General features: G+C 62.4%; 27 protein-coding genes. 15 read left to right on the top strand and 12 right to left on the bottom strand.

The window, feature by feature from the left end; genetic code table 11:
* Positions 1–2: 2 nt before the first annotated feature.
* The 3 genes from WP12_RS07205 to WP12_RS07195 are packed head-to-tail and all read left to right on the top strand — an operon-like array spanning position 3 to position 1368.
* Positions 3–638 (top strand): VOC family protein, encoded by a 636-nt coding sequence (locus WP12_RS07205; RefSeq protein WP_046193019.1) that lies wholly within the window; start codon positions 3–5, stop codon positions 636–638.
* Position 639: 1 nt separating this feature from the next.
* Entirely contained in the window at positions 640–957 is a 318-nt protein-coding gene (locus tag WP12_RS07200) for a hypothetical protein (RefSeq protein WP_046193018.1), read from the top strand.
* An 18-nt stretch (positions 958–975) separates the two neighbouring features.
* Positions 976–1368 carry a YybH family protein gene (locus tag WP12_RS07195; RefSeq protein WP_046193017.1) on the top strand — a complete coding sequence of 131 codons (393 nt, stop codon included), beginning with the start codon at positions 976–978 and terminating at the stop codon, positions 1366–1368.
* A 15-nt stretch (positions 1369–1383) separates the two neighbouring features.
* Here the strand turns inward: WP12_RS07195 and WP12_RS07190 are convergent, their stop codons facing one another.
* Both WP12_RS07190 and WP12_RS07185 read right to left on the bottom strand, forming a co-directional pair.
* Entirely contained in the window at positions 1384–2160 is a 777-nt protein-coding gene (locus WP12_RS07190; protein WP_046193016.1) for an SDR family NAD(P)-dependent oxidoreductase, read from the bottom strand.
* 21 nt (positions 2161–2181) lie between these two features.
* Complete coding sequence (locus tag WP12_RS07185; protein ID WP_084691023.1) at positions 2182–3432, bottom strand: CaiB/BaiF CoA transferase family protein; 1251 nt, start codon at positions 3430–3432, stop codon at positions 2182–2184.
* 314 nt (positions 3433–3746) lie between these two features.
* Between WP12_RS07185 and WP12_RS07180 the strand changes: the two genes are divergently transcribed.
* From WP12_RS07180 to WP12_RS07170, 3 genes are read left to right on the top strand one after another with little or no spacing between them, the layout of a single operon-like run.
* The gene (locus WP12_RS07180; protein ID WP_084691013.1) at positions 3747–5984 is read left to right on the top strand and encodes a TonB-dependent receptor; all 2238 of its coding nucleotides are present in this window, start codon (positions 3747–3749) and stop codon (positions 5982–5984) included.
* 22 nt (positions 5985–6006) lie between these two features.
* Complete coding sequence (locus tag WP12_RS07175; protein WP_052730261.1) at positions 6007–6480, top strand: nuclear transport factor 2 family protein; 474 nt, start codon at positions 6007–6009, stop codon at positions 6478–6480.
* A gap of 25 nt (positions 6481–6505) precedes the next feature.
* Positions 6506–7240, top strand: coding sequence for a glutathione S-transferase family protein (locus tag WP12_RS07170; RefSeq protein ID WP_046193014.1), 735 nt, complete (start codon positions 6506–6508; stop codon positions 7238–7240).
* Between the two features lie 73 nt (positions 7241–7313).
* Here WP12_RS07170 and WP12_RS07165 read toward each other — a convergent pair whose 3' ends face one another.
* The 8 genes from WP12_RS07165 to coxB form a co-directional block, all read right to left on the bottom strand.
* A complete protein-coding gene (locus WP12_RS07165; RefSeq protein ID WP_046193013.1) occupies positions 7314–7946 on the bottom strand; it encodes an SURF1 family protein in 633 nt (210 codons plus the stop codon).
* Complete coding sequence (locus WP12_RS07160; RefSeq protein ID WP_046193012.1) at positions 7946–8329, bottom strand: DUF983 domain-containing protein; 384 nt, start codon at positions 8327–8329, stop codon at positions 7946–7948. Before WP12_RS07160 ends, WP12_RS07165 begins: the two co-directional genes overlap by 1 nt.
* 86 nt (positions 8330–8415) lie before the next feature.
* Positions 8416–9282, bottom strand: a complete 867-nt coding sequence (locus WP12_RS07155; RefSeq protein ID WP_046193011.1) for a cytochrome c oxidase subunit 3 — start codon at positions 9280–9282, stop codon at positions 8416–8418.
* A 33-nt stretch (positions 9283–9315) separates the two neighbouring features.
* The gene (locus WP12_RS07150) at positions 9316–9891 is read right to left on the bottom strand and encodes a cytochrome c oxidase assembly protein (protein ID WP_046193010.1); all 576 of its coding nucleotides are present in this window, start codon (positions 9889–9891) and stop codon (positions 9316–9318) included.
* A complete protein-coding gene (locus WP12_RS26210) occupies positions 9888–10016 on the bottom strand; it encodes a hypothetical protein (RefSeq protein ID WP_268794727.1) in 129 nt (42 codons plus the stop codon). The genes WP12_RS07150 and WP12_RS26210 overlap by 4 nt, the downstream gene beginning before the upstream one ends.
* Positions 10013–10924, bottom strand: coding sequence for a heme o synthase (locus WP12_RS07145; RefSeq protein WP_046193009.1), 912 nt, complete (start codon positions 10922–10924; stop codon positions 10013–10015). The genes WP12_RS26210 and WP12_RS07145 overlap by 4 nt, the downstream gene beginning before the upstream one ends.
* Before the next feature lie 85 nt (positions 10925–11009).
* Entirely contained in the window at positions 11010–12695 is a 1686-nt protein-coding gene (ctaD, locus tag WP12_RS07140) for a cytochrome c oxidase subunit I (RefSeq protein WP_046193008.1), read from the bottom strand.
* A gap of 10 nt (positions 12696–12705) precedes the next feature.
* A complete protein-coding gene (gene coxB, locus WP12_RS07135; RefSeq protein WP_046193007.1) occupies positions 12706–13725 on the bottom strand; it encodes a cytochrome c oxidase subunit II in 1020 nt (339 codons plus the stop codon).
* Positions 13726–13918: 193 nt separating this feature from the next.
* Here coxB and pyrE point away from each other — a divergent pair, with 193 nt between their 5' ends.
* Genes pyrE through WP12_RS07110 form a run of 5 tightly spaced genes read left to right on the top strand, consistent with a single transcriptional unit; the run spans position 13919 to position 17586 of the window.
* Positions 13919–14509 (top strand): orotate phosphoribosyltransferase, encoded by a 591-nt coding sequence (gene pyrE, locus WP12_RS07130; protein WP_046193006.1) that lies wholly within the window; start codon positions 13919–13921, stop codon positions 14507–14509.
* Entirely contained in the window at positions 14506–15231 is a 726-nt protein-coding gene (locus WP12_RS07125) for a pyridoxine 5'-phosphate synthase (protein WP_046193005.1), read from the top strand. The genes pyrE and WP12_RS07125 overlap by 4 nt, the downstream gene beginning before the upstream one ends.
* Positions 15228–15629 (top strand): holo-ACP synthase, encoded by a 402-nt coding sequence (acpS, locus tag WP12_RS07120; protein WP_046193004.1) that lies wholly within the window; start codon positions 15228–15230, stop codon positions 15627–15629. Before WP12_RS07125 ends, acpS begins: the two co-directional genes overlap by 4 nt.
* 36 nt (positions 15630–15665) lie before the next feature.
* On the top strand, positions 15666–16541 hold the full coding sequence (gene lepB, locus WP12_RS07115) for a signal peptidase I (RefSeq protein ID WP_046193003.1): 876 nt from the start codon (positions 15666–15668) through the stop codon (positions 16539–16541).
* Between the two features lie 4 nt (positions 16542–16545).
* Positions 16546–17586 carry an AI-2E family transporter gene (locus WP12_RS07110; RefSeq protein ID WP_046193002.1) on the top strand — a complete coding sequence of 347 codons (1041 nt, stop codon included), beginning with the start codon at positions 16546–16548 and terminating at the stop codon, positions 17584–17586.
* 210 nt (positions 17587–17796) lie between these two features.
* On the opposite strand, the gene WP12_RS07105 is transcribed toward WP12_RS07110, so the two are convergent.
* Positions 17797–18360 (bottom strand): FKBP-type peptidyl-prolyl cis-trans isomerase, encoded by a 564-nt coding sequence (locus WP12_RS07105; RefSeq protein WP_046193001.1) that lies wholly within the window; start codon positions 18358–18360, stop codon positions 17797–17799.
* 75 nt (positions 18361–18435) lie between these two features.
* A complete protein-coding gene (rpsU, locus tag WP12_RS07100) occupies positions 18436–18642 on the bottom strand; it encodes a 30S ribosomal protein S21 (RefSeq protein ID WP_029548939.1) in 207 nt (68 codons plus the stop codon).
* 208 nt (positions 18643–18850) lie between these two features.
* On the opposite strand from rpsU, the gene WP12_RS07095 reads away from it, so the two are divergent.
* The 4 genes from WP12_RS07095 (at position 18851) to WP12_RS07080 (ending at position 23046) form a co-directional block, all read left to right on the top strand.
* Positions 18851–19420, top strand: a complete 570-nt coding sequence (locus WP12_RS07095; RefSeq protein ID WP_046193000.1) for a (2Fe-2S)-binding protein — start codon at positions 18851–18853, stop codon at positions 19418–19420.
* Positions 19421–19550: 130 nt separating this feature from the next.
* Entirely contained in the window at positions 19551–20375 is an 825-nt protein-coding gene (locus tag WP12_RS07090; RefSeq protein WP_046193094.1) for an RcnB family protein, read from the top strand.
* 276 nt (positions 20376–20651) lie between these two features.
* Positions 20652–21128, top strand: a complete 477-nt coding sequence (locus WP12_RS07085) for an RcnB family protein (RefSeq protein ID WP_046192999.1) — start codon at positions 20652–20654, stop codon at positions 21126–21128.
* 106 nt (positions 21129–21234) lie between these two features.
* Positions 21235–23046 (top strand): DUF885 domain-containing protein, encoded by a 1812-nt coding sequence (locus tag WP12_RS07080; RefSeq protein ID WP_046192998.1) that lies wholly within the window; start codon positions 21235–21237, stop codon positions 23044–23046.
* Positions 23047–23071 lie beyond the last annotated feature (25 nt).

Below are 23071 nucleotides of genomic sequence, written 5' to 3'. Positions count from 1 at the left end.
AAATGGACGCTACACAGGCCGGATCGAGACCGACCGAGGTTTTGTCGCCGGAGCTCGCGCCGCCCAATCTTGCGTTCAGCCATATGGGACTGAGCGTTATCGATATGGACCGGATGGAAGATTTCTACACGCGCGTGTTGGGATTTACCGTGACGGATCGCGGATTCGCAGCGGGAATGCAGCTAACCTTTCTTTCGCGCGATCCCGCCGATCACCATCAGATCGTTCTCGCCACGGGCCGACCGAAGAGCATGCCGCTGAACGAAGCCAATCCGCAATATGGGGCGAGCATCAACCAAATTTCATTCAAGATGGCCACAATCGACGATCTCCGCCAGATTTATCGCAGGCTAGTCGCCGAGGACTGCTCCGGAATGATGCCGGCGTCGCACGGGATTGCCTGGAGCGTGTACGCGCACGATCCGGAAGGCAACAACCTGGAATTCTTCGTGGACAGCGACTGGTACATCACCCAGCCTTTCCTCGAGCCGCTCGACTTTTCAAAGTCCGACGAAGAGATACTCGGGGAGACGAAGGCGCGATGCGAAGCGAGCGAAGGCTTCGAACCTTTTTCTGATTGGCGCGCGCGCGTGGGAAGGCGAATGACGCTATTCCGCCCGGCTCCACGGGGGAACTGACATGTGGATTCGATCGGCGTTCTGGACCGGAAACATCAAAGCGGGCCAGGAGGCGGCGTTTCGCCAGGGAATCGACATTGAGATGATCCCCGGCTTGCAGCGGCTGGCGGGCGTCAGGGGCGCAAAAGCGCTCTGGCCGCATCGCTATGAGGACAAAGCGCCTGAGCATGCCTGCATCGTGCTTGTCGAGTTCGATAGTGTCGAGGCGATCGAGCATATGTTGGCTTCACCCGAACGCGCCGCGCTGCGTAAGCAGGCGTTGAGGTTGATCGAAATGTTCGATGGCGCGCTGACCCATATCGACTGTGAAGTCGGCTGACCAAAGGACATGACAACCATGGATGATCGCGCCGTCGATACGGAGGCTGCAGTCGCCGTGCAGCGTGCGTGGGCTGAAGCCTTCGCGGCGCGTGATCTCGATCGGCTGATATCATTATATGCCGATCAAACTGCCTTTTACGGGTCGACAGCCGCATTTTATACAACGCGGGAGGGCGTCCGCACCTATTTTGAGCTGCTACCCGAACGGTTCACTGCCGCCGAATATCAGATCCCGCATATAGTGCCGCTTGGCGACGACGCCGTTGCCGCGACCGGAGAGGTTACCTTTTATTCGACAGAAGGCGGCAAGACCGCCGCCATCCCGTATCGCATGACCCATGTGCTGGTGCGACGCGACGGGCTGTGGAAAATTGCGACCCATCATGCCTCGCCCCGCCCAACGGAATGACCCCGTCACGAAGCGCTAGTCCGCCGTCCACCCCGCGTCGAGCATCATGGCCGATCCCGTCATCAGCGCGGAGGCGTCCGAGGCGAGGAACACGACGGCACCCATCATGTCTTCTACCGTCCCAAATCGTCCGAGCTTGCTTTTGCCAAGAGCATCGGCGCGGAAGGCCGGATCGGCAAGGAAGGACCGGGTAAGCTCGGTCTCGATGAAGGTCGGCGCAAGCGAATTGACGCGGATGCCGAACGCTCCGAGATCGACAGCCATCGCCTTGGTCAGCCCCTCAAGGGCATGTTTGCTCGCGCAATAGACGGTCCGGTCACGGGCGCCGACATGCCCCATTTGCGAAGAGACATGGATGATCGAACCGCCTCGGCCGGCCTGCACCATTGTCCGGGCAACAGCCTGAGACAGAAAGAAGGTCCCGCGCAGATTCAACGCCAGCACCGCGTCGAAATCTTCCGGTGCAACCTCGAGAAAGGCTGCCGGTCGGTTGGTACCCGCATTGTTGACCAATATATCATAAGGTGGGCGGCCGGACACCGCCGCTTCGATCGCGTCCAAATCGACGAGATCGAGCACCATATGATCGGCACGACCGCCAGCACTCACAATTGCCTCGGCTAACTCGACAATTTCATGCTCCGTCCGTGCGGCGAGCGTGACTGTCGCGTCAGCCTGGGCCAGAGCGACTGCGCAGGCGGCGCCAATGCCTCTACCGGCTCCCGTGACGAGCGCGCGCTTGCCGCCGAGGCGGAGGCTTGGTGTTTGTGGGAGATCGCGGGGTTCAACCATAGGTCTTTTTTCCATTAATCATCAAACCACGCCAGCACGCCGCAGTCGATCAATGCCGGGCCGGTCGAGCCCGAGCAGGTCACGCAAGACATCGGTCGTATCCGCGCCCAGCGAGCGGCCCGTGTGTCGGAAACGCGCAGGCGTTTCCGACAGCGAGGGCATAGCCGCCGGGATCGTCAGTTCCCCGACACGCGGATCGACGACGGTCATGAGATTGCGGCGCGCCTTATACTGTGGATCGGCGAAAATATCCTCGATCGAATAAACCGGTCCGCAAGGGACCTGCCCGCGGCGACAAATGTCCAGCAGCGCCTCAAGCGGCAAGCTCGTCGTCCAGGCGCTCACGATCGCATTGATTCGCTCGCGATTTTCCGATCGCGCGAGCGACGTGGCGAAATCGGGCATGCCTGCCAATTCGGGCTGGCCTATCGTCTCCGCCAGCCGCCCAAACATGCGGTCGTTGGTACAGGCGATAGCGACCCATCTGCCATCCAGCGTCTGATAGTGGCTATGGGGCGCTACATTGACCGTGTCCGCACCCATCCGCTCACGAACTGTGCCGAATTTCGCATAGGCCGGGGCCAATTCGTCCAGCAGGCGAAAAATACTCTCATATAGGCCGATATCGATGCACTGCCCGCATCCCGTGGCGTCGGCATGCCGCAACGCCAAAAGCACGCCGATCGCGCCCCACATGCCCGAAATATAGTCGGCCAGCGATGTCGACCCAGGCACGACGGGTGGCCCGTCTGCATTGCCCGCCAAAAAGGACAGCCCGCCAAAGGCGTGAGCGATCCGCGCGAAGCCCGGCTCGTTCTTCATCGGACCGGTCTGCCCATAAGCGCTCACGCGCAACATGATCAGACGCGGATTAATATCAATGAGCGTTTCGAACCCGATTCCCCATTTTTCAAGTGTGCCGGGGCGGAAGTTTTCGAGCACCACATCCGACTGGGCGACCAGCCGACGAAACATTGCCGCGCCGTCAGGCGAGCTTAGGTTGAGCGTCACGCTCTTCTTATTTCGTGCCTCGCTCAGCCATACCAGCGTATCACCACACTCGGTTATGCTCCCAAATTTGCGCAGACTGTCGCCAGTCTCCGGCTGCTCGATCTTAATCACCTCGGCACCGAAATCCGCCAGAATTGTCCCACAGAACGGGGCTGCTACGAAGGTCGCGATATCCAGTACACGGACGCCACCAAGCACACCCTGGCCGTAGCGCAGAGCCTGCTCGTCATCGGAACCCTCGCCTGTTGTCTTCCCATCCATCGGAAACATCCTGTTATCACGCCGCCCTTGCTAGGCGGGATAAATAGCCGCGACAATTGCAAATATATTGGCATTTGCGTCTATTTTTCGATCAATGGCGAGCAATGGCGGCGCCCTAAGGAGGAATCGCATCATCCTAACCCGCGACATATGAGGTTACTCAGTGGCGACGACATCGCCATAGCCCGGGACAAACGGTGCAGCATCAGGGCCACCTGCGATCTGATTTTCAGATCAGTGGATTGGATATTTCAAATTGTAATTGATCCGAACGGTTCTAGACATACCCCCAATTACACAAAAGGGAGGATGAATTGGCTCACTCACAAGATGTTGCTCAGCCGGGATCTCGCCGCCGTTTGTTGCCGATCCTATTGGGGTCGGCCTGCTTCGCGGTCGTGCCGTCGACTGTTCATGCTCAGGCACCCCAAGACACCGCGTCTCCTGGCAATGCATCGAACAGCGCGGCCTCCCCGCCCGCCGATGGCGCTACTGTTGCCGACATCGTCGTAACCGCGCAGCGCCGTTCCGAGCGGCTGCAGGATGTTCCGATTGCGATCAGTGCATTAGGTCCGGCGTCTTTGAGCCAAGGCGGCGCGGGCAGCATCGTCGATCTTCAGGGCAGTGTGCCGGGCCTGTCAATTACAGGATCGGCCGGCATTAACGCGACGAATCTCGTGTCGCTGCGCGGCGTGGCTGGGCAGGCGGTGCCGATCGGCGCCAATCAAGCCACCGCCATCTACCTCGATGGGGTTTATCTTTCAAAACCCGATGCCGGTTTCTTCGGCCTGCAAGACGTCGAGCGCGTCGAAGTGCTCCGCGGCCCCCAAGGAACGCTCTACGGGCGAAACGCGACGGCTGGCGCGATCAACATTATCACGTACACCCCGAGCGATAAATTAGAGGGGAAGTTCGACGCCAGCTACGGGAATTACAATGCGGCGTCTGTCGGCGGATATGTCAGCGGTCCACTTGTCGGCGACCTGAGCGCGAGTCTGTCGGGCGGTTACAATCGTCGCGACGGATTCTTCAGGAACACTCTTACCGGCCACCGTATAGGCGGCAACGAGTCCTATTCGGCTCGTATCAAGCTGGCCTATGACAATCACGACAATTTCGACGCCATGCTGTCGGCCGACTACACGCACAAATTGTCGGACGATCTCTTCACGCCATCGAACCTCGTCGGCCGAAAACAGAGCTTCGCCAAGGACAGCGTGACGACCGATCTCGAAAGTCAAATCCGGACCCGGCTAACCACGGGCGGCGTCGCGCTCACAATGAACGTCCATCCCGCCACTGATTTTACCATTACCTCGATCTCGAGCTACCGTCGCTTTAACTTCTTCACCGTCTATGACATCGACGGCGGTGCGGCAGCTCTCATTCACCCGATGTTCTCCAACAAAAATGAGACTTTCAGCGAGGAAATCCGCGGCGTTTATGCCGGAGACCGCTTTCGCTTCACGGTCGGCGCGAATTACTTCAACGAAAAGGCACAGGTGGAACTCGCTATCAATCCGCCGGCCTTCACCAAGGCCCAACTCGATCGGAACCCGCAGCCGCGCACCACAAGCGATCTCAACGCACTGGCCGGATTCGGGCAGTTTGAGTTCGATCTGCTGCCTAAGGTGACCATTGTCGGGGGTCTGCGCTTCAACTACGAAAAGCGCGATTTCACGATCGACTACTCCTCCAACGGCACGGCGAAGCCGCTGGTCGGCGAGGTTTCCGATACGGCTTGGCTGCCGTCGGCGGGCGTGAATTTCAAGTTATCCCGCGATATTCTCCTCTATGCTAAGGTGAACAAGGGCTATCAATCGCCTGGCTACGCCTATCTGCCAGGTGCGGGCAATCCGGTGAATACTTTCAACCCCGAGACGCTGTGGGCCTATGAGGCCGGCATCAAGTCTCAGTTCCTTGACAGAATGATCACCCTTAACCTCGCTGCCTTCTATTATGACTACAAAGACATTCAGCTTCGCCGCACCGTCGCCTTGGGCATAACCACGGTGGAAAATGCGGGCGCTGCGACCGTAAAGGGCGGGGAGGCTGAGCTCATATTCCGGCCGATGGCTGGCCTGACCCTCAATGCCCAGGCCACTTATTCCAACGCTCATTACACGCGATTTTGCGAAACCATCACGGCAGGAACGCCCGGAAATGGCGATCCGCTCTGCTCGGTTAACGGATTGCCGGGCGCAGATCGTCGCGGCAACGCACTGAACGAAGCGCCGAAATGGTCGGGTGGCGTGGGCGCGACCTATGAATTCGCGCTCGGGGATAACACCCTGAAGCTCGGCGCGAACTATGCTTGGGAAAGCAACAGCTATTTCAGCTCAGTCAATGAAGTCCAGCTGAGCAATGGCGGATGGCATCGCTTGGATGCGCGGGCATCGTTGGCGCTGCGCAATGGGCTCGAACTATACGCCTTCGGCCGCAACCTCACCGACGAACGTCATCCCACGAACGGCTTTCGCTTTGGCGGCATCGCCTCGATCGCCGTGAGCGACCCCCGTGTCTATGGCGCCGGCGCAACCTTCAAATTCTAACTATTGGCTTGAGGAGGGCGAGATGAGCTGTGTCGAGTTACCCCAACCTGACCTGGCAGCCTCGCCCTCCGGCTCCAGTGGTGCGCGAGCCGAAGGTGCGCTGGATGCTAACAAGCGCGCCGCGCTGGCGCTATTCGATGCGATCTCGGCCGCCGATATCGATCTTATAGCGGGCTTGGTCACAGAGGATCTGAAATGGTGGGTATCCCCATCAACCATCTTTTCCGGCAACTATGACAAACAGGCGTGGCTCGCCAATTTCGAAAAATTATTTGCAAATGCTGCCGGCCCAATCCGTTTTCGGTTCGACGATATGACCGGCGAGGCCGATCGCGTCTGCCTGACCGCCAAGGGGAATATGCCGCTTACTAACGGCGACACATATGCCAGCGACTATCACTTCCTGTTGTTCTTCCGAGATGGCAAAATCTACCGTTGCAAGGAGTATCTGGATTCCGCGCATGTTTCTATGATCTTTGGTGCTCCGACCGCTTAGGCCACCTGGACTTAGGACTAGGCCGATGATCGAATTGCATTTCGCACCGACACCTAACAGCATGAAAATAGTCATAATGCTGGAAGAGATCGGCCTGCCGTATCAAATCCTTCACTACGATATCTTCAGGGGGGATCAGCTGGCACCGGATTATGCGCTGATACATCCTAACCGTAAGCTCCCGGCCATCGTCGATACCAAGCCGGCACTCGACGAGGAGCCACTACCGATCTTCGAATCTGGCGCTATCCTTCAGTATCTTGCCGAAAAGAGTGGCAAGCTGCTGGCCCAGGCAGGCGCGGAACGCTGGCGGACGTTGAGTTGGCTCACATGGCAAGTCGCCTCGATCGGCCCGATGGGCGGACAGGCCAGCCACTTCACCCGCTATGCGCCCGACGGAAATGAATATGCTATCGAGCGATATTGCAAGGAACTGAAGCGGCTGCTCCTTGTCCTCGATCACCGGCTGCAGGATGCTCCGTTCGTCGCCGGGACGAGCTATTCCATCGCCGATATCGCAATCTGGCCCGCTCGATTCTGGGCCAGCTTAATGGGCACCGAGCCATATGACTTACCGGCCGTGGCACGCTGGCTGGAGTCGATCGGCTCTCGTCCCGCAGTGCAGCGCGCGCTAGGACATCCCGACTGTAAGGTACCGCAGAGCTATGTTGGGCTTCGGCAGCGCCTCTCGAAAGAACAATGGTCGAATATGTTTGGGGAGAAGATGCACAACGGCGCCGCGCGCCGCATTCTGCCATAGTCATGCATCGCCCGGGTTGAAGCGCATGGCAGAGCGCTTGTCGAGCCCGTTGCCCATGCCGGTTCTTACCTAATCAGCGGCGCATGGCGTCGGAGCGCCGCCGTCGCAGCGCGAGGATGTAAATGACCAGCGCGACACCCGCGAACAGGAACCATTGCCCGGCATAACCGCGATGGTTGTTGGGGATCGTCTCGATCGATGGCGGCACGCTGGGCGAGAAGCCCGGCACAGCGCCGTCGAGCACCAGCAGCAACGGCGTCGCGCCCGGAGTTTTGCCCAGCACCCGCTTCGCCAGCACATCGTCGGGAATGATTCGCCCGTCCGCTTCAATTCGCTGTCCGATTTCGGGTGCGCCCGGACGGGCATTGATCGCGCTCCAGCCGAGATCGGCCATGATCACCCGCCTGTCGATCAGCGCACAGCCGACGATATTGCGGAATCCGGTCTGGCCGCGCTGGTTTACCCCGCCGAGCTGGATCGGCTTCGTCGTAACCCGGCACAGGACATGCGCGCGGCGAAAGGCCAGCGCGTCGATCGGCAACGCCGCAGGCAGGCCGTACAGCGCGGGTGACCCGGCGTTGGCGCGGTAGCTGGCGAGCAGGCTTTCCTTCCATTCGGCGCGGCGCAGCTGCCAGATGCCGAGCGCGATCATCGCCGCCAGCGCGGCGGCCACGACCAGGGTTGGAATTATCGGGAGACGGCGCATCAGTCGGGCTTCCGGAGGCGCCCTTCGCGGGCGGCGTTCTTATATTCGAGCACGAGCAGCAGGCCCTTGGCGATCCGCAACAGGCCGACCGTAAGGATCAGCGTCAGCGGCGCCCACAGTAGCAGGTGCAGCCAGAGCGGCGGGGCGTAGCTGAGTTCGACGATGATCGCGAGCAGACAGACCAGCCCGCCGACGATCATGATCAGGAAGGCCGCCGCGCCATCCCCGACATTGAAGGCGCGATAGTCGAGCCCGCAGCCCCGGCACAAATCGGCGAAGCGCAGAAAGCTGGCGAACAGCCCCGGCGTCCCACAGCGCGGACACAGCCCTCGTATCGCCGCATCGAGCGGCGGGGGGGGGATCGGCGCGGGCGCTTCGGGCATCGGAATCCTTCCGCTTCAAAAGAAAGGGCGCGGTGGCAGGTTTTCCCCGCCACCGCGCCCCCAGATATCTCATGCCGTCCGGCGGGTCAGCCGTGGACCGGTGCGCCCCAGCCGCCCCAGACATAGACGACGATGAACAGGAACAGCCAGACAACGTCGACGAAATGCCAGTACCAGGCCGCCGCCTCGAAGCCGAAATGCTGCTTCGGGGTGAAATCACCGCGATAGGTGCGTACCAGACAGACGATCAGGAAGATCGTGCCGATCAGCACGTGGAAGCCGTGGAAGCCGGTCGCCATGAAGAAAGCCGCCGAATAGTTCAGCCCTTTGAAGCCGAACGGGGCATGCATATATTCATAGGCCTGAACGGCGCTGAACACCGAGCCCAGGATGATCGTCAGCCACAGGCCCTTCTTAAGGCCATCGCGATCGCCATGGATAAGCGCATGGTGCGCCCAGGTGATCGTGGTGCCCGAGCAGAGCAGCAGCAGCGTATTGAGCAGCGGCAGGTGGAATGCGTCGATGACCTCGAGGCCCTTGGGCGGCCAGATGCCTTCGGCATGGGTGATGCTGTTCGGCCCCTCGATGATCGAGACGACGCCTTCCTTGACCTCGAGCGCCACCGGGAAGAGCGAGAAATCGAACCAGGCCCAGAACCAGCCGACGAAGAACATCACCTCGGAGGCGATGAACAGGATCATACCGTAACGCAGGTGAAGCTGAACGACCGGCGTGTGATCGCCGGCATGCGCCTCGCGGATCACGTCCGACCACCAGCTGAACATCGTGAACAGCACGCCGATCAGGCCGGCGAAGAAGACATAGCCGCCAAAGGCCGCCTTGTGCATCCACATGATCGCGCCCGACGCCATGATCAGCGCCGACATCGAGCCTATGAACGGCCAGATGCTCGGCGGTAGAATGTGATAATCGTGGCTCTTCGCTCCGGCCATTTCCGTGCCCCTGATGGTCTGATGGATCGTCCCTTAACCGCCTGCCCGTCCGGAATCCACAGCGGATTTGTCGGGGAAGAAGGTGTAGGACAGGGTTATTTCGTTGAGATTGCGCGCATCCTTATCTTTGAGGATGGCGGGATCGACATAATAGATCACCGGCATGCGGATCGTCTCGCCGGGTTTGAGCACCTGGCTGGTGAAACAGAAGCACTGGATCTTGGTGAAATAGGCGCCTGCCTGCTCAGGCGTGACGTTGAACGTCGCGGTGCCGGTAATCGGCACGTTGGACAGATTGGTCGCGGTGAAGAAAGCCATTTGCCGCGCGCCAATCGCGACGCGCGCGACGTTCTTCTCCGGCTCGAAGCGCCAGGGCAGCGATGGCGAGACATTGGCGTCGAAGCGGACGTTGACCAGCTTGCCTACCACTTCGCCCGGAGCGATGCCGGTCGCGCTGCGCATCGTCGTGCCGCCAAAGCCCGTGACCTGGCAGAACAGGCGGTACAGCGGCACTGCGGCGAAGCCGAGCGCCAGCATCGCCAGCGCGATCAGCAGCGCGAGCAGGCCGACCCGCACATTGCGGTCCTTGGGATAAAAGGCGGCGCTCACAGCATCTTGGCGATGGAGATCGCGTAAAAAAGGATGACGAGCGCGCCCAGCACCAGCGCGGTGACCACCGCACGCGACCTTTGCCGGCGGCGAATCTCGGCCTGTTCGTCGGGAGTGAAGCTCATGCCAGCACCATCTTATCGGCAACCAGAAGGCCGAACACGAGGAACAGATAGAGGATCGAGAAGCCGAAGAGTTGCCGCTCGGGCTTCATCTTCGCCTGGTCGCTCTCGCCGCTGAAGCCGACGCGCAACGCCAGCAGCAGGAAAAAGCCCGACAGCAGGCTCGCGCCGATGCCGTAGATCGCCCCGGTCAGCCCCATCGCCCACGGAGCGACCGCCGCAGCGGCCATCGGCAGGGTGTAGAGCATGATCTGGATACGCGTGGCGCGCTGGCCGGCGACGGCGGGCAGCATCGGCACCCCGGCGCGGGCATAATCCGAGTTGATGAACAGCGCGAGCGCCCAGAAATGCGGCGGCGTCCACAGGAAGACCAGCGCGAACAGCAGCACCGGCAGCGTCTCGACCTGCCCGGTCGCCGCCGCCCAGCCGATCAAGGCGGGAAAGGCCCCGGCCGCACCGCCGATGACGATGTTCTGAGGGGTCCGGCGCTTCAGCCAGATGGTATAGACCACCACATAGAAAAGGATCGAAACGGCGAGAATTGCGGCCGACAGCAGATTGACCGCCAGCCCCATCAGGATCACCGAAAAGACGGCAAGCCCGACGCCGAAGTGGAGCGCCGACTGACGGTCCATCCGCCCGGCGGGCAGAGGCCGGTCGGCGGTGCGCGCCATCAGCGCGTCGAGATCCGCCTCATACCACTGGTTGAGCGCTCCGGCAGCGCCAGCGCCCAGCGCGATGCACAGGATCGCGGTGAAGCCAATCACCGGGTTGATCGTATGCGGCGCCGCGAGCAGCCCGCACAGGCCGGTGAACACCACAAGCGTCAGCACGCGCGGCTTGGTCAGCGCGAGGAAGTCGCGCCAATCGGCGGCGGCCGGGATTGCAACTGGGTAAGCTTTACTCGCCATGGTCTCTACATCGCGTCCTTAATGAAACCGCCGCTTTGACTGGTCGTCGAAGCGGCGGCCCATTTTTCCGGTGTTCGCCGCCAGATCAGTGCGCGTTATCGTCGCCGATGTGCGGCAGTTGCTCGAACTGGTGATACGGCGGCGGGCTCGACAGCGTCCACTCCAGCGTGGTCGCCCCTTCGCCCCAATAATTGCCTTCGGCCTTCTTGCCCTTCGCCATCGACCAGAAGACGTTGACGAAGAAGAAGATCATGCTGAACGCCATCAGCATATAGCCGTCGGTGGCGACCAGGTTCCACTTGGCGAACGCATCCGGATAATCCGGGATACGGCGCGGCATCCCGTCAAGGCCTAGGAAATGCATCGGGAAGAACAGGATGTTCACGCCGATGAAGAACAGCCAGAAGTGGATCTGGGCCAGGACCTCGTTGTACATCCGGCCGGTCATCTTGCCGAACCAGTAGTAAAAGGCCGCGAACAGCGAAAAGACCGCGCCGAGCGACAGCACATAGTGGAAGTGCGCGACCACATAATAGGTGTCGTGCATATAGTTGTCGACGCCGCCGTTCGCGAGGACGACGCCCGTGACGCCGCCGACCGTGAACAGGAAGATGAAGCCGATCGCCCAGAGCATCGGCGCCTTGAACGTCATCGAACCGCCCCACATCGTCGCGATCCACGAGAAGATCTTGATGCCGGTGGGGACCGCGATGACCATCGTCGCGGCGGTGAAATACATCTTGGTGTCGACCGACATGCCCGTGGTGAACATGTGGTGCGCCCACACGACGAAGCCTACGACGCCGATCGCGACCATGGCATAGGCCATGCCGAGATAGCCGAACACGGGCTTCTTCGAGAAGGTCGAGACGATCTGGCTGATGATGCCGAAGCCCGGCAGGATCATGATGTACACTTCGGGGTGGCCGAAGAACCAGAAGAGGTGCTGATAGAGCACCGGATCGCCGCCGCCCGACGCATCATAAAAGGTCGTGCCGAAGTTGCGATCGGTCAGCAGCATCGTGATTGCCGCGGCGAGCACCGGCAGCGCCAGCAGCAGCAGGAAGGCCGTGACCAGCACCGACCACACGAACAACGGCATCTTGTGCAGGGTCATGCCCGGCGCGCGCATGTTGAAGATGGTGGTGATGAAGTTGACCGCGCCGAGGATCGAAGAGGCGCCCGCGAGATGGAGCGACAGGATCGCCATGTCCACCGACGCGCCGGCCGAGCCGCTGGTCGACAGCGGAGCATAGACCGTCCAGCCGGTGCCCGCGCCATTGCCCGTGCCGCCGCCGAAGAAGGTGGAGCCGAGCAGCAGCGCGAAGGCTGGGATGAGCAGCCAGAAGCTGATGTTGTTCATCCGCGGGAAGGCCATGTCGGGTGCGCCGATCATGATCGGCACGAACCAGTTACCGAAACCGCCGATGATTGCCGGCATGACCATGAAGAACACCATGATCAGGCCATGCGCGGTGATCAGCACGTTCCACATATGGAGCGCGGTGTCGAAATCGGGCGAGCCGCCCATCAGCACGGTCCAGGTCTGGAGATACTGGATGCCGGGATGCGCCAGTTCGGCGCGCATCAGGCCCGAGATCGCGCCGCCGATGATGCCCGCGATGATCGCGAAAATCAGGTAGAGCGTCCCGATGTCCTTGTGGTTGGTGGACATGAACCAGCGCGCGAAGAAGGCCGGCTTGTGATCGCCATCATGATGATGGTCGTCATGCGCCTGGAAATGAGCGGGAGATGCTGTGGTGTCGGTCATCTGTCTGGCCTTAGTTCTGCGCGGTCGCAGGCTGGGACGTGGTCGGCGCGGCAGGCGCCGCAGTGCCCGGCACCGCAGCGTCGGCGGCAGGCGCTGCCGTCGCGGTTTCGGGCGTGGCGGCCGGGGCTGGCGCGGCGGCCGCTTCCTCGCCCGGCATCTTGCCGCCCTTCGAACGGACCCATTCGGCGAACTTGTCCTTCGAGACCACTTCGACTGCGATCGGCATGTAGCCATGGCGGGCGCCGCACAATTCCGAGCACTGGCCATAATAGAGGCCTTCGCGATCGGCCTTGAACCAGGTTTCGTTCAGGCGGCCGGGAACGGCGTCCATCTTGGTCCAGAAGGCGGGGACCGCCCAGCTGTGGATGACGTCGTTCGAGGTGACGATCACCTTGACGATCGAATTGACCGGAACGACGACGCGCTCGTCGACCGCGAGCAGGCGGGGCTCGCCGCGCTTCTTGGCTTCAGCATCGGGCAGCATGTTCGAGACCAGCTCGAAATCGCCGTTATCCGGATATTGATAGGTCCAGTACCACTGGTTGCCGATCACCTTGATGGTCAAATCGGGCTTGGGCTGGGCATATTGGTTCGCGAGCAGCCGGATCGACGGCACCGCGATCACCAGCAGGATGAGAACCGGAACGAGCGTCCAGACGATCTCGATCAGCGTGTTGTGCGAGGTCTTCGACGGAACCGGGTTCGCCTTCGCGCGAAAGCGAATCATCGCATAGGCAAGAAGCAGCAGGACGAAGATCGAGATGATCGTGATGATCGGCATCAGCAGGATATCGTGGAACCACTGCGCTTCCTCACCGATCGCGGTGACTTGCGGCTGAATCTTGAACCCGCCGGGAATCGGCTGGCCGATATCGGCCTCCGGTGCGCGGTGCGCGAACGCGGGCGCAGCAGCTGCGGCGGGAGCCGCGGCTTCGGCGCTTGCCGTGGCCGGAGTTACCTCCTGAGCCTGTGCCGCCAGCGGTACGGCGGCCAGCGAAAGCGCCATCATCAATGTCTTCAACGTCTTCATCTTACCCCCGTGAAGCGCGGTTGGATCCGCGCCTGCCTGATGTCGGGCCCTACGAAATCGAGCGCCTTATAGGCGCGGCTTCGCTGTGCCTCAAGCACCGCTTGCCGCCGAATGCAAGCGGTTGAAGCGAATATATCCTGCCTCTATCTGAGCAAGTGCTGCAAAGCCGCAGCGCGCGACGGGATGGATGACGATGACGGATGAAGAGGTACTCGCCGAATTTCGGGCGGCGGAAGCGCTGCTGGAAGGCCATTTCATCCTGTCTTCGGGGCTGCGCAGCCCCCGCTATCTGCAATGCGCGCGGGTATTGATGAATCCGGCCCGCGCGGCTCGGCTGGCCGAGGCGCTTGCCTTCAAGATTCCCGACAAGATTAAGATTCAGCTCGGCGCTGTCGTCTCGCCGGCGATGGGCGGAGTCATCGCCGGGCATGAGATGGGCCGTGCGCTTGGCCTCGATGCGATGTTCGTCGAGCGGCCGGAGGGCGTGTTCGGCCTGCGCCGCGGTTTCCGGCTGGAGCCTGGGCAGAAGGTCCTGCTGATGGAGGACGTCGTCACCACCGGCCTGTCGTCGCGTGAAGCGATCAAGGCGGTCGAGGAAGCAGGCGGTGAGGTGATTGCCGCGGCCTCGCTGGTCGACCGGTCGAACGGCGCCGCCGACCTCGGCGTCCCATTCTATCCGCTGATCCGGATCGAGGTGCCGACCTACGCCGTCGACACCCTGCCCCCCGAACTTGCCGCGATTCCCGCGATCAAGCCGGGAAGCCGCGCGAAGGTCGTGGCGTGAACAAGCTTCGCCTCGGGGTCAACATCGACCATGTCGCGACGATTCGGAACGCGCGGGGCGGGCTTTATCCCGACCCGATCCGCGCCGCGCTGATCGCGAGCGAAGCCGGCGCGGACGGTATCACAGCGCATCTGCGCGAGGATCGCCGCCATATCATCGACGAAGATATCGGCCGCCTGATCGGCGCGATCCAGTTGCCGGTGAACATGGAGATGGCGGCGACGGAGGAGATGGTGGCGATCGCGCTGAAACATCGCCCGCATGCCGCCTGCATCGTTCCCGAACGGCGCGAGGAAGTGACTACCGAGGGCGGGCTCAACGCGGCGCGGCAGCATAATCACCTCAAGCCGCTGATCGCCCGGCTGGCCGATGCGGGCATCCGCGTCAGCCTGTTCATCGAACCCGACCCACGCCAGGTCGAGGCCGCGCTGGATCTCGGCGCGCCGGTCGTCGAGTTCCACACCGGTCGCTACGCCCATAGCGAAGGCGAGGCGCAGGCCGCCGAGCTGCGCCGCATTGCCGACGCCGCCGCGCTCGCCGCGAAGAACGGCATCGAACCACATGCCGGCCATGGCCTGACCTTCGACAATGTGACCCCCATCGCCGCCATCCCGCAGATCGCCGAACTCAACATCGGCCACTTCCTGATCGGGGAGGCGATCTTCGAGGGGCTGGGCCCGGTGGTGGCGCGGATGCGCGCGATGATGGACGAGGCGCGGTGATCGTCGGCATTGGCTCCGACCTGTGCAATATCGAGCGGATCCAGAATTCGCTCGATCGCTTCGGCGAACGCTTCCTCAACCGCGTCTTCACCGATGTCGAACGCGGCAAGGCGGAGCGTCGGCCATTCACCCGCGCCGGCACCTATGCGAAGCGATTCGCCGCCAAGGAAGCCTATTCGAAAGCGGTCGGCACCGGCTTCAGGGCAGGCGTCTTCATGAAGGACATCGGCGTGGCCAACCTGCCGAGCGGGGCGCCGACGCTGGTTTTGACCGGTGGGGCAAAGGCAAGGCTTGACGCGCTGACGCCGCCGGGCCACGCCATCGAGGTACATCTTACGATGACCGACGATCATCCCTGGGCGCAGGCGTTCGTTATCCTGTATGCGCGTCCGCTTTAAGGAGAGGATCGCGTGAGCGATCAGCCGAGTGACGATATGGACAATGCGAGCGACCTGCCCGCCACCCCGGCCGAAACGCCGGTAACTCCCAAGAAGCAAGGTACAGACTGGCTGGCCGAGGCCCGCGGTATATTCTGGCTCGTGCTGGCGGTGCTCGGCTTCCACAGCTTCGTGGCCAAGCCATTCTATATCCCGTCCGAATCGATGATGCCGACGCTGATTACCGGCGACCGGCTGGTGGTGACCAAATATCCCTATGGCTGGTCCTATGTGTCGCCGAGCTTCCATATCCTGCCGTTCATTCAGGGCCGGCTGCTGGGCCGGCTACCCGAACGCGGTGACATCGTCATCCTGAAGCCGCCGCAGGCGGACACCGATTTCATCAAGCGCGTGATTGGCCTCCCTGGCGACCGGCTCGAAGTGCGCGGCGGCGTGGTCGTGATCAACGGCGTGCCGGTCAGGCGGACCCCCGTGTCTCCGGCGATGATCCCGGTCGACGCCAATGTGCCGTGCGATCAATATGACGTCGCCCGCTTCCGTATCACCGGTCCCGACGGCAAGCTTTATTGCGCGCTGCCCCGCTTTCGCGAGACGCTTCCCAACGGCCGCAGCTACGACACGATCGACCTGGGCTACATGCCCGAGATCGACGATGTCCCGGCGATCACCATCCCGGCGGATCATGTCTGGGTGATGGGCGACAATCGCGATCAGTCGGCCGACAGCCGCGTTCCGGCCGAGCGCAATGGCCTGGGCGGACCCATTCCCTTCGAGAATCTCGGCGGCCGCGCCGAATTTATCACCTTCTCGCTGGACGGCACGACCAAGCTCTGGAACCCGCTGAGCTGGATCCAGGCGTTGCGTGGCGGACGCGCCGGCACCAGCCTGCATCCCGACCGCGAGGCGCGCTGAGGCGATGGCCATCCGCAAGCCCGAGCAGCCCGGTCCGTCGGACAGCCGCTCGGCGGCGACCATCTACGAACTCCATAAGGCGGCCATTTGGCTCGGTCTCGCCGTCGCGATCGCGCTGGTCGTGCTGCTTGTCCAGCCGCTGCTGCTGGTATTCGCGGCACTGGTCCTCGCCGCGATGCTCGACGGCGGCACAAGGCTGCTCGGCCGGATATTGCCGATCGGGCGCGGCTGGCGGCTGCTGATCACCTGCCTCGCGGTGGTCGCCTTCATCACCTGGACGGTTTATTTCGCCGGATCGCAGATCGCCGGCCAGTTCGAGGCGCTACGCACCGTCGTTGAAACGCAGCTCACCCGCGTATTCGAATGGGCTAACGCGCGCGGCTTGATGCCCAAGACGGGCGGCGGCCAGGCGGTCGCCAGCGAACTGATGGGATCGTTCGATAGGCTGACCGGCTGGGTGGGTACCGCGCTCGGCGCGGTGTCGAGCATTGCGATGATCCTCGTGCTCGGCGTCTTCATCGCCGCCGAACCTCGGCTCTACGAACGTGGCTTTGCCTGGCTGTTGCCGATCGAGAAGCGCGCCGATTTCTACGCGACGACCGCGCGGATGGGCTTCACCATGCGCAGACTGATGTTCGGCCGGCTGATCGGCATGGCGGTAGAGGGCTTCGGCACCGGCATCGCCCTGTCGATCGCCGGGGTGCCGATGGCGGCGCTGCTTGGTCTGCTCACCGGCCTGCTCGCCTTCCTGCCCAATATCGGATCGATCATCTCCGGCGTGTTGATCATCTTGGTCGGCTTTTCCGCCGGGTTCGACACGGGCATCTGGGCGATCATCATCTATGTCGCGGTACAGGTGATCGACGGCAATATCATCGTCCCATGGGTCGCGCGCCGCTCGGTCGATCTCGCCCCGGCGCTGATCCTCGGCGCGCAGCTGCTATTCGGGACGCTGTTCGGCATCGTCGGCCTGGCGCTCGCCGATCCGATCGTGGCGATGATCAAGGTCTTCCTGGAAGAACGCGCCAAGCGCCCGGCGGAATAGAGCGATTTCGAGGCAGTAAGATCATCTGCCCGTTCGGAAATCGCGTTAAAACCAAGGAACTGGATCGGCCGATCTGGTGCAATCAGATCGTGAGCCACGCCCGGTATCGCCACGCTGCGCCAAGCGACAAACAGCCGCTATCGCCATAAAAGAATGGGGCCGCATCGCTGCAGCCCCATCCTCTCCTATTCAGTATCGAACCTGTCGGATTTACATCCCGCCATGGCCGCCCGGCATACCGCCCGCGCCCATCTGGGCCGGTGCGATCGCCAGCAATTCGACGTCGAAGGTAATAACTGCATTCGGCGGGATCACCCCGCCCGCGCCCTGCTCGCCATAAGCGAGCTCCGGCGGCATCCAAAAACGGTATTTCGCACCCTGGCTCATCAGCTGGATGCCCTCGGTCCAGCCGGGAATCGTCCCGCCGATCGGCATCGGCCGCGGCTTGCCGTCGGTCTTGGTCGAATCGAAGGTCTTGCCGCTCAGAAGCTTGCCGTCATAGTTGACCAGAACCATGTCGGACGGGCCCGGCTTGGGGCCGCTGCCTTCTTCGAGGATCTGATATTGAAGACCCGTAGGGGTTGTCACGACGTCGCCATGCTTGCCGTTGGAAGCCATGAACTCCGCGGGCGACATCGCCATCGTGACCTGGCTGGCGGTGCTCATATAGGCAGCGCCCACGCCGATGGCGACAACCGCCGCAATTCCTACCCAAAGCTTCACCAGCGAGCCCTTCGCGATCGGACGAAGGGGGACGGCGGTCACTTCGGACATGGGCGGCTCGCTCTCTATGGCAATGATGGACTGGCCGCCGCCCGGTGGACCCGGACGCCGGATAACGCCTTGTTCTTACCGGACGCCGTCACGCTCCATGCGCTTGCGCTCAAGCTTGCGGGCGCGGCGGATCGCGGCGGCACGCTCGCGGGCGCGCTTTTCCGAAGGCTTCTCGTAATGACGGCGCAGCTTCATTTCGCGATAAACGCCTTCGCGCTGCAGCTTCTTCTTGAGCGCGCGCAGGGCCTGGTCGACATTGTTATCGCGAACGATGATCTGCATAAAAAACCCAATTCTCCAATCATTTGCGGAGCGAGCCAGCCACGCCGCCGATCCGACGGTGTCTCCAGCTTCAACGCAAAACAGCGTGTCGTCGCGGAAAGCGATCCGCGCCGTGAAGCGCCGCCCCTACCAGCCGCCCTATGATTCTTCAAGCGAAACGCGGTATTTTTTGCGCTGTGCCGTTCGGCGCTTCGCGCTATGACGAGGCATGACAAGGTTTACGGTCAACGGCCAGCCCATTCATTACAAGATGGACCCCGCAACGCCGCTGCTTTGGGCGCTCCGCGACGCGTCCAATCTCACCGGCACGAAATATGGCTGTGGCGCGGGCCAATGCGGCGCCTGCACCGTTCATGTCGATGGCCAGCCGATGCGGTCCTGCCAGCTGCCGATCGGCACGATCGAAGGCAGCTTCGTCACGACCATCGAGGCGCTGTCGCGCGATCGCGGCCATGCGGTGCAGCAGGCCTGGGTGGCCGAAAACCTGCCCCAGTGCGGCTATTGCCAGTCCGGCATGATCATGGCCGCCGCCGCACTGCTCGAAAAAAGCCGCAGTCCGACCGATGCGGAAATCGATGCGGCGATGACCAATATCTGCCGCTGCGGCACCTATCCCCGCATTCGACGGGCGATTCGCCGCGCTGGCCGGGTGATGGCCGGCGCCGAGACGATCGCCGCCGCGCCACCGCCCGGCATCGATCCCGCCGATGCGGCGCAAGCCATACCGGCGCTGACCCCCGGACGGGCCGCGCCGAATGATTCACGCAAGGACGATTGAACGCTATTCTTTCTGGATGCTGACAACGAGGTTCAGCATCGGCTCAGTTGCCGGGGCGCACAAGGACGGCAAGGGTGGCAGCACGCCGCCTGTCTGGAGAGTATTTCCGATGCGTAACCCTTCAAGGATGATGATCGGTTTGCTGCTGGGGGCGGTGATGGTGTCACCGATCGCGGCACAGGCCCAGGAACGTGGCCGCTATCGCGGTGATGCCCGCGCGGGTGCGCAGGTTAATGGCGATGCCCGCCGTGAGGCGGTCAGCCAGGCCCGCGAAGCCCAGCGCGCCGTCGAGCGCCCTGCCCCCGTGCAAAGCATGCGGACCGATGCCGGCCAGAATCGTCGCCAATGGCAGGGCGGCGACCGTAATCGTAGCGACGATCGAGCAACCCGCGGGGTAGAGCAGCGTCGCGAGAATGCCGTGCGCGCCACCGACGCAAATCGTGATCGCGGCGATCGCAATCGCGATGGCGACAACCGTCGCTGGGATCGCGATCGCACTCGCGACGGCGATCGCGCCGTTGGTCGTGGCGATCGGGGCCAGAACTGGGAGCGCGACCGCGATCGCAACAACCGCAATGACGGCAACCGCCGCTGGACGACCGACCGCCGCGACTGGAACGGGCGCGACTGGGACCGGCGCGACAATGACCGCTGGGACCGCAACTGGCGCAACGACCGGCGTTATAGCTGGCAGGATTATCGCAAGCATAACCGGAACATCTATCGCCAGGGGCGGTATGATTCGCGCCATGGTTACAGCTATCGCCGCTGGTCCCCCGGATATCGCTTCGACTCGTTCTTCTACAGTTCGAGCTACTGGATCAACGATCCGTCCTACTATCGCCTGCCGCCGGCATACGGCCCCTATCGCTGGGTCCGCTACTTCGACGACGTGGTGCTGGTCGACACCCGCGATGGCGAGATCGTAGACATCATTTACTCCTTCTTCCTCTAAAGAGAGTTCGGCAAGGAGAGTGGCCGAGGAGGCCCGGTGGCAGCGATGCCACCGGGCCTTTCGCTGTTTTGGCGACGCATGGTCCATGCAGCCGCCGCCGCTCCCTGCGGCTTTTCGGCGGAGCAGAAAATCAAGCCACGCTCCCAAATCCTTTCATTTCGCTGACCAATCCATTCCCGCCGGGTTCAGGCGCACTGTGCGAATCAGGAACCTGTGGCGGTCCCGGACCATTGAGCCCGCCGCAAACAAGATTCGGAGAGTGAAAGGAGTAATCCAATGCGTACACCGATCATCCTGGGGCTTATGGCCGCCGTTGCGGTCCCATCGATCGCCCCCGCGCAGTCGCTGCGCGAAGCGCGCGAGAGCCAGCGTGACGTCCGTGAGGAGCGCCGCGACCTGCGTGAGGCGCAGGCATATGGCGACCGCCGCGATGTCCGCGAGGCCCGCAGGGACCTGCGTGACGCGCGGCAGGAAGCCCGCAGTGACTGGCGCGATTATCGCAGGTCCAACCGCGATGTCTATCGCCGCCCCGCCTATGTCGGCCCGCGCGGCTACGCTTATCGTCCCGTGGGCGTCGGCTACCGCTTCCAGCCGCATTATTACAGCTCGCGCTATGTGATCTCGGACCCGTATCGTTATCGCCTGCCGCGGACGACCGGCTACAATCGCTGGGTCCGCTACGGCAATGACGTGGTTCTCGTGAATATCCGCACCGGCCGAGTAATCGAGGTCCACAACAGCTTCTTCTGGTAAGACGGAAGAGCATCGCAGCCCCGGCATTTCCCCCGATGCCGGGGCTGCTTGCATCTGCTGTGTTAGAGGCATAGCACAGGGCATCACATTCAGGATGCCCTCCACCATGATCCGCAAGACTCTGTTCTTCGCTACCGCCCTGTCCGCATTCGCCCTGCAGCCGTTGTCCCCGGCCATCGCTGCGCCGGAGGCGGCGTCACAGCCCTCAGCCACCGACGCCGCTTTGCTCAAGCTGTTTCACGACAGCGACGAGGCTTCTTTGCGCCGTAATCCGATCAGCGCGGTATATCGCGGCGACACGCGCTATGCCGACCGGCTCGGCGATTATGTAAGCGACGCCTATTATGAGGGTGAGCGCGCCGCCGGCGAAGCCGACCTCGCCGCGCTGAAGAAGATCGATCGCACCAGGCTGACCCCCACCAACCAGATCGCCTATGACGTCTTCAAATGGCAGACCGAATTCGGCCTGAAGGCTTACTCACCCGGACTGCTGGAGATCACCAAGGCCCAGCCGATCGATCATTTCGCGGGCTTCCACAAATATTATCCGGGCTTCGCCTCCGGCGAGGGCGCCGCGCCATTCAAGACGGTCGTCGATTACGAGCACAACCTTAGGCGCCACCGCGACTATATCATCATGGTCGACCGCTGGATCGGCCGTTTCCGCGAGGGGATGAAGGCCGGGATCGTCGAGCCGAAGCTGGTGGTCAACAATATGATCGAGCAGCTCGACATGCAGATCGCCCAGGGCGTCGAGGGATCGACCTATTATGGCCCGGTGAAGACCTTCCCCGAGGGTATCTCCGCCGCCGATCAGGCAAGGCTGCGCGGCGCGATGGCGGCGGCTATCCGCGACGGCATCCTGCCTGCGCTCACCCGCCTGCGCGGCTTCCTGAAGACCGAATATCTGCCGGTTGCGCGCGACAGCGTGGGCTTGAGCGGGCTCAAGGGCGGCGACAGGCTCTATGCCTATCTGATCGAATCGAACACCACGCTGCCGCTCAAGGCCGAGGAGGTTCACCAGCTCGGACTAAGCGAGGTCGCCCGGATCACAGCCGGGATGGAAGCGATCAAGAAGCAGGTCGGCTATAAGGGCACGCTCGCCGGATTCTTCGTCTATTTGCGCGACGATCCTAAATTCCAGCCCGAAAGCGCGGCATGGATCCGGGACGAATATTTCCGCATCGGCAAGCGTGTGGACCTGCGCGTACGCGAGCAGTTCTCGCTGATCCCGAAGAGCCCGCTTGAGATCAAGGCGGTCGAGCCCTATCGCGAGAAGACCGAGGCGGGCGGCAGCTATCAGCAGGGCACCCCCGACGGATCGCGGCCCGGCACCTTCTATTACAATAGCTATGATCTGAAATCGCGGACCACGCCGGGGATGGAGACGCTGTATCTTCATGAAGCGGTGCCGGGGCATCATTTCCAGATCAGCCTGGCGCAGGAGAATGAGGCGCTGCCCGCCTTCATGCGTTTCGGCGGCAACACCGCCTTTGTCGAAGGATGGGCACTCTATGCGGAGACGCTGTGGAGCGATCTGGGCATGGAAACCGACCCCTATCAGCGCTTCGGCGGTCTTTCGGACGAGATGCTGCGCGCGATGCGGCTTGTGGTCGACACTGGCATCCACGCCAAGGGCTGGACCCGTGACCAGGCGCTCGATTACATGCTGACCCATTCGAACATCGGCAGGGCCGACGCGACCGCCGAGGTCGAGCGCTATATCGCCATTCCGGGACAGGCACTCGCCTACAAGATCGGCGCGCTCACGATCCTCAAGGAAAAGGCGCTCGCGCAGAAAGCGCTCGGCGCGAAGTTCGATCCGCGCGCCTTCCATGCCCAGGTCCTGGACACCGGGTCGCTGCCGATGGGCGTGCTCGAGGCAAAGATCGGCGCCTGGATTGAGGCGACGAAATAACGCCCCTGGTGGCCGCGCCGCATGA

It is taken from the genome of Sphingomonas sp. SRS2 (assembly GCF_000971055.1).
Taxonomy (GTDB): domain Bacteria; phylum Pseudomonadota; class Alphaproteobacteria; order Sphingomonadales; family Sphingomonadaceae; genus Rhizorhabdus.
The sequence above is the reverse complement of the archived record's forward strand: the minus strand, read 5'-3'. Positions and strand labels throughout refer to the sequence as shown.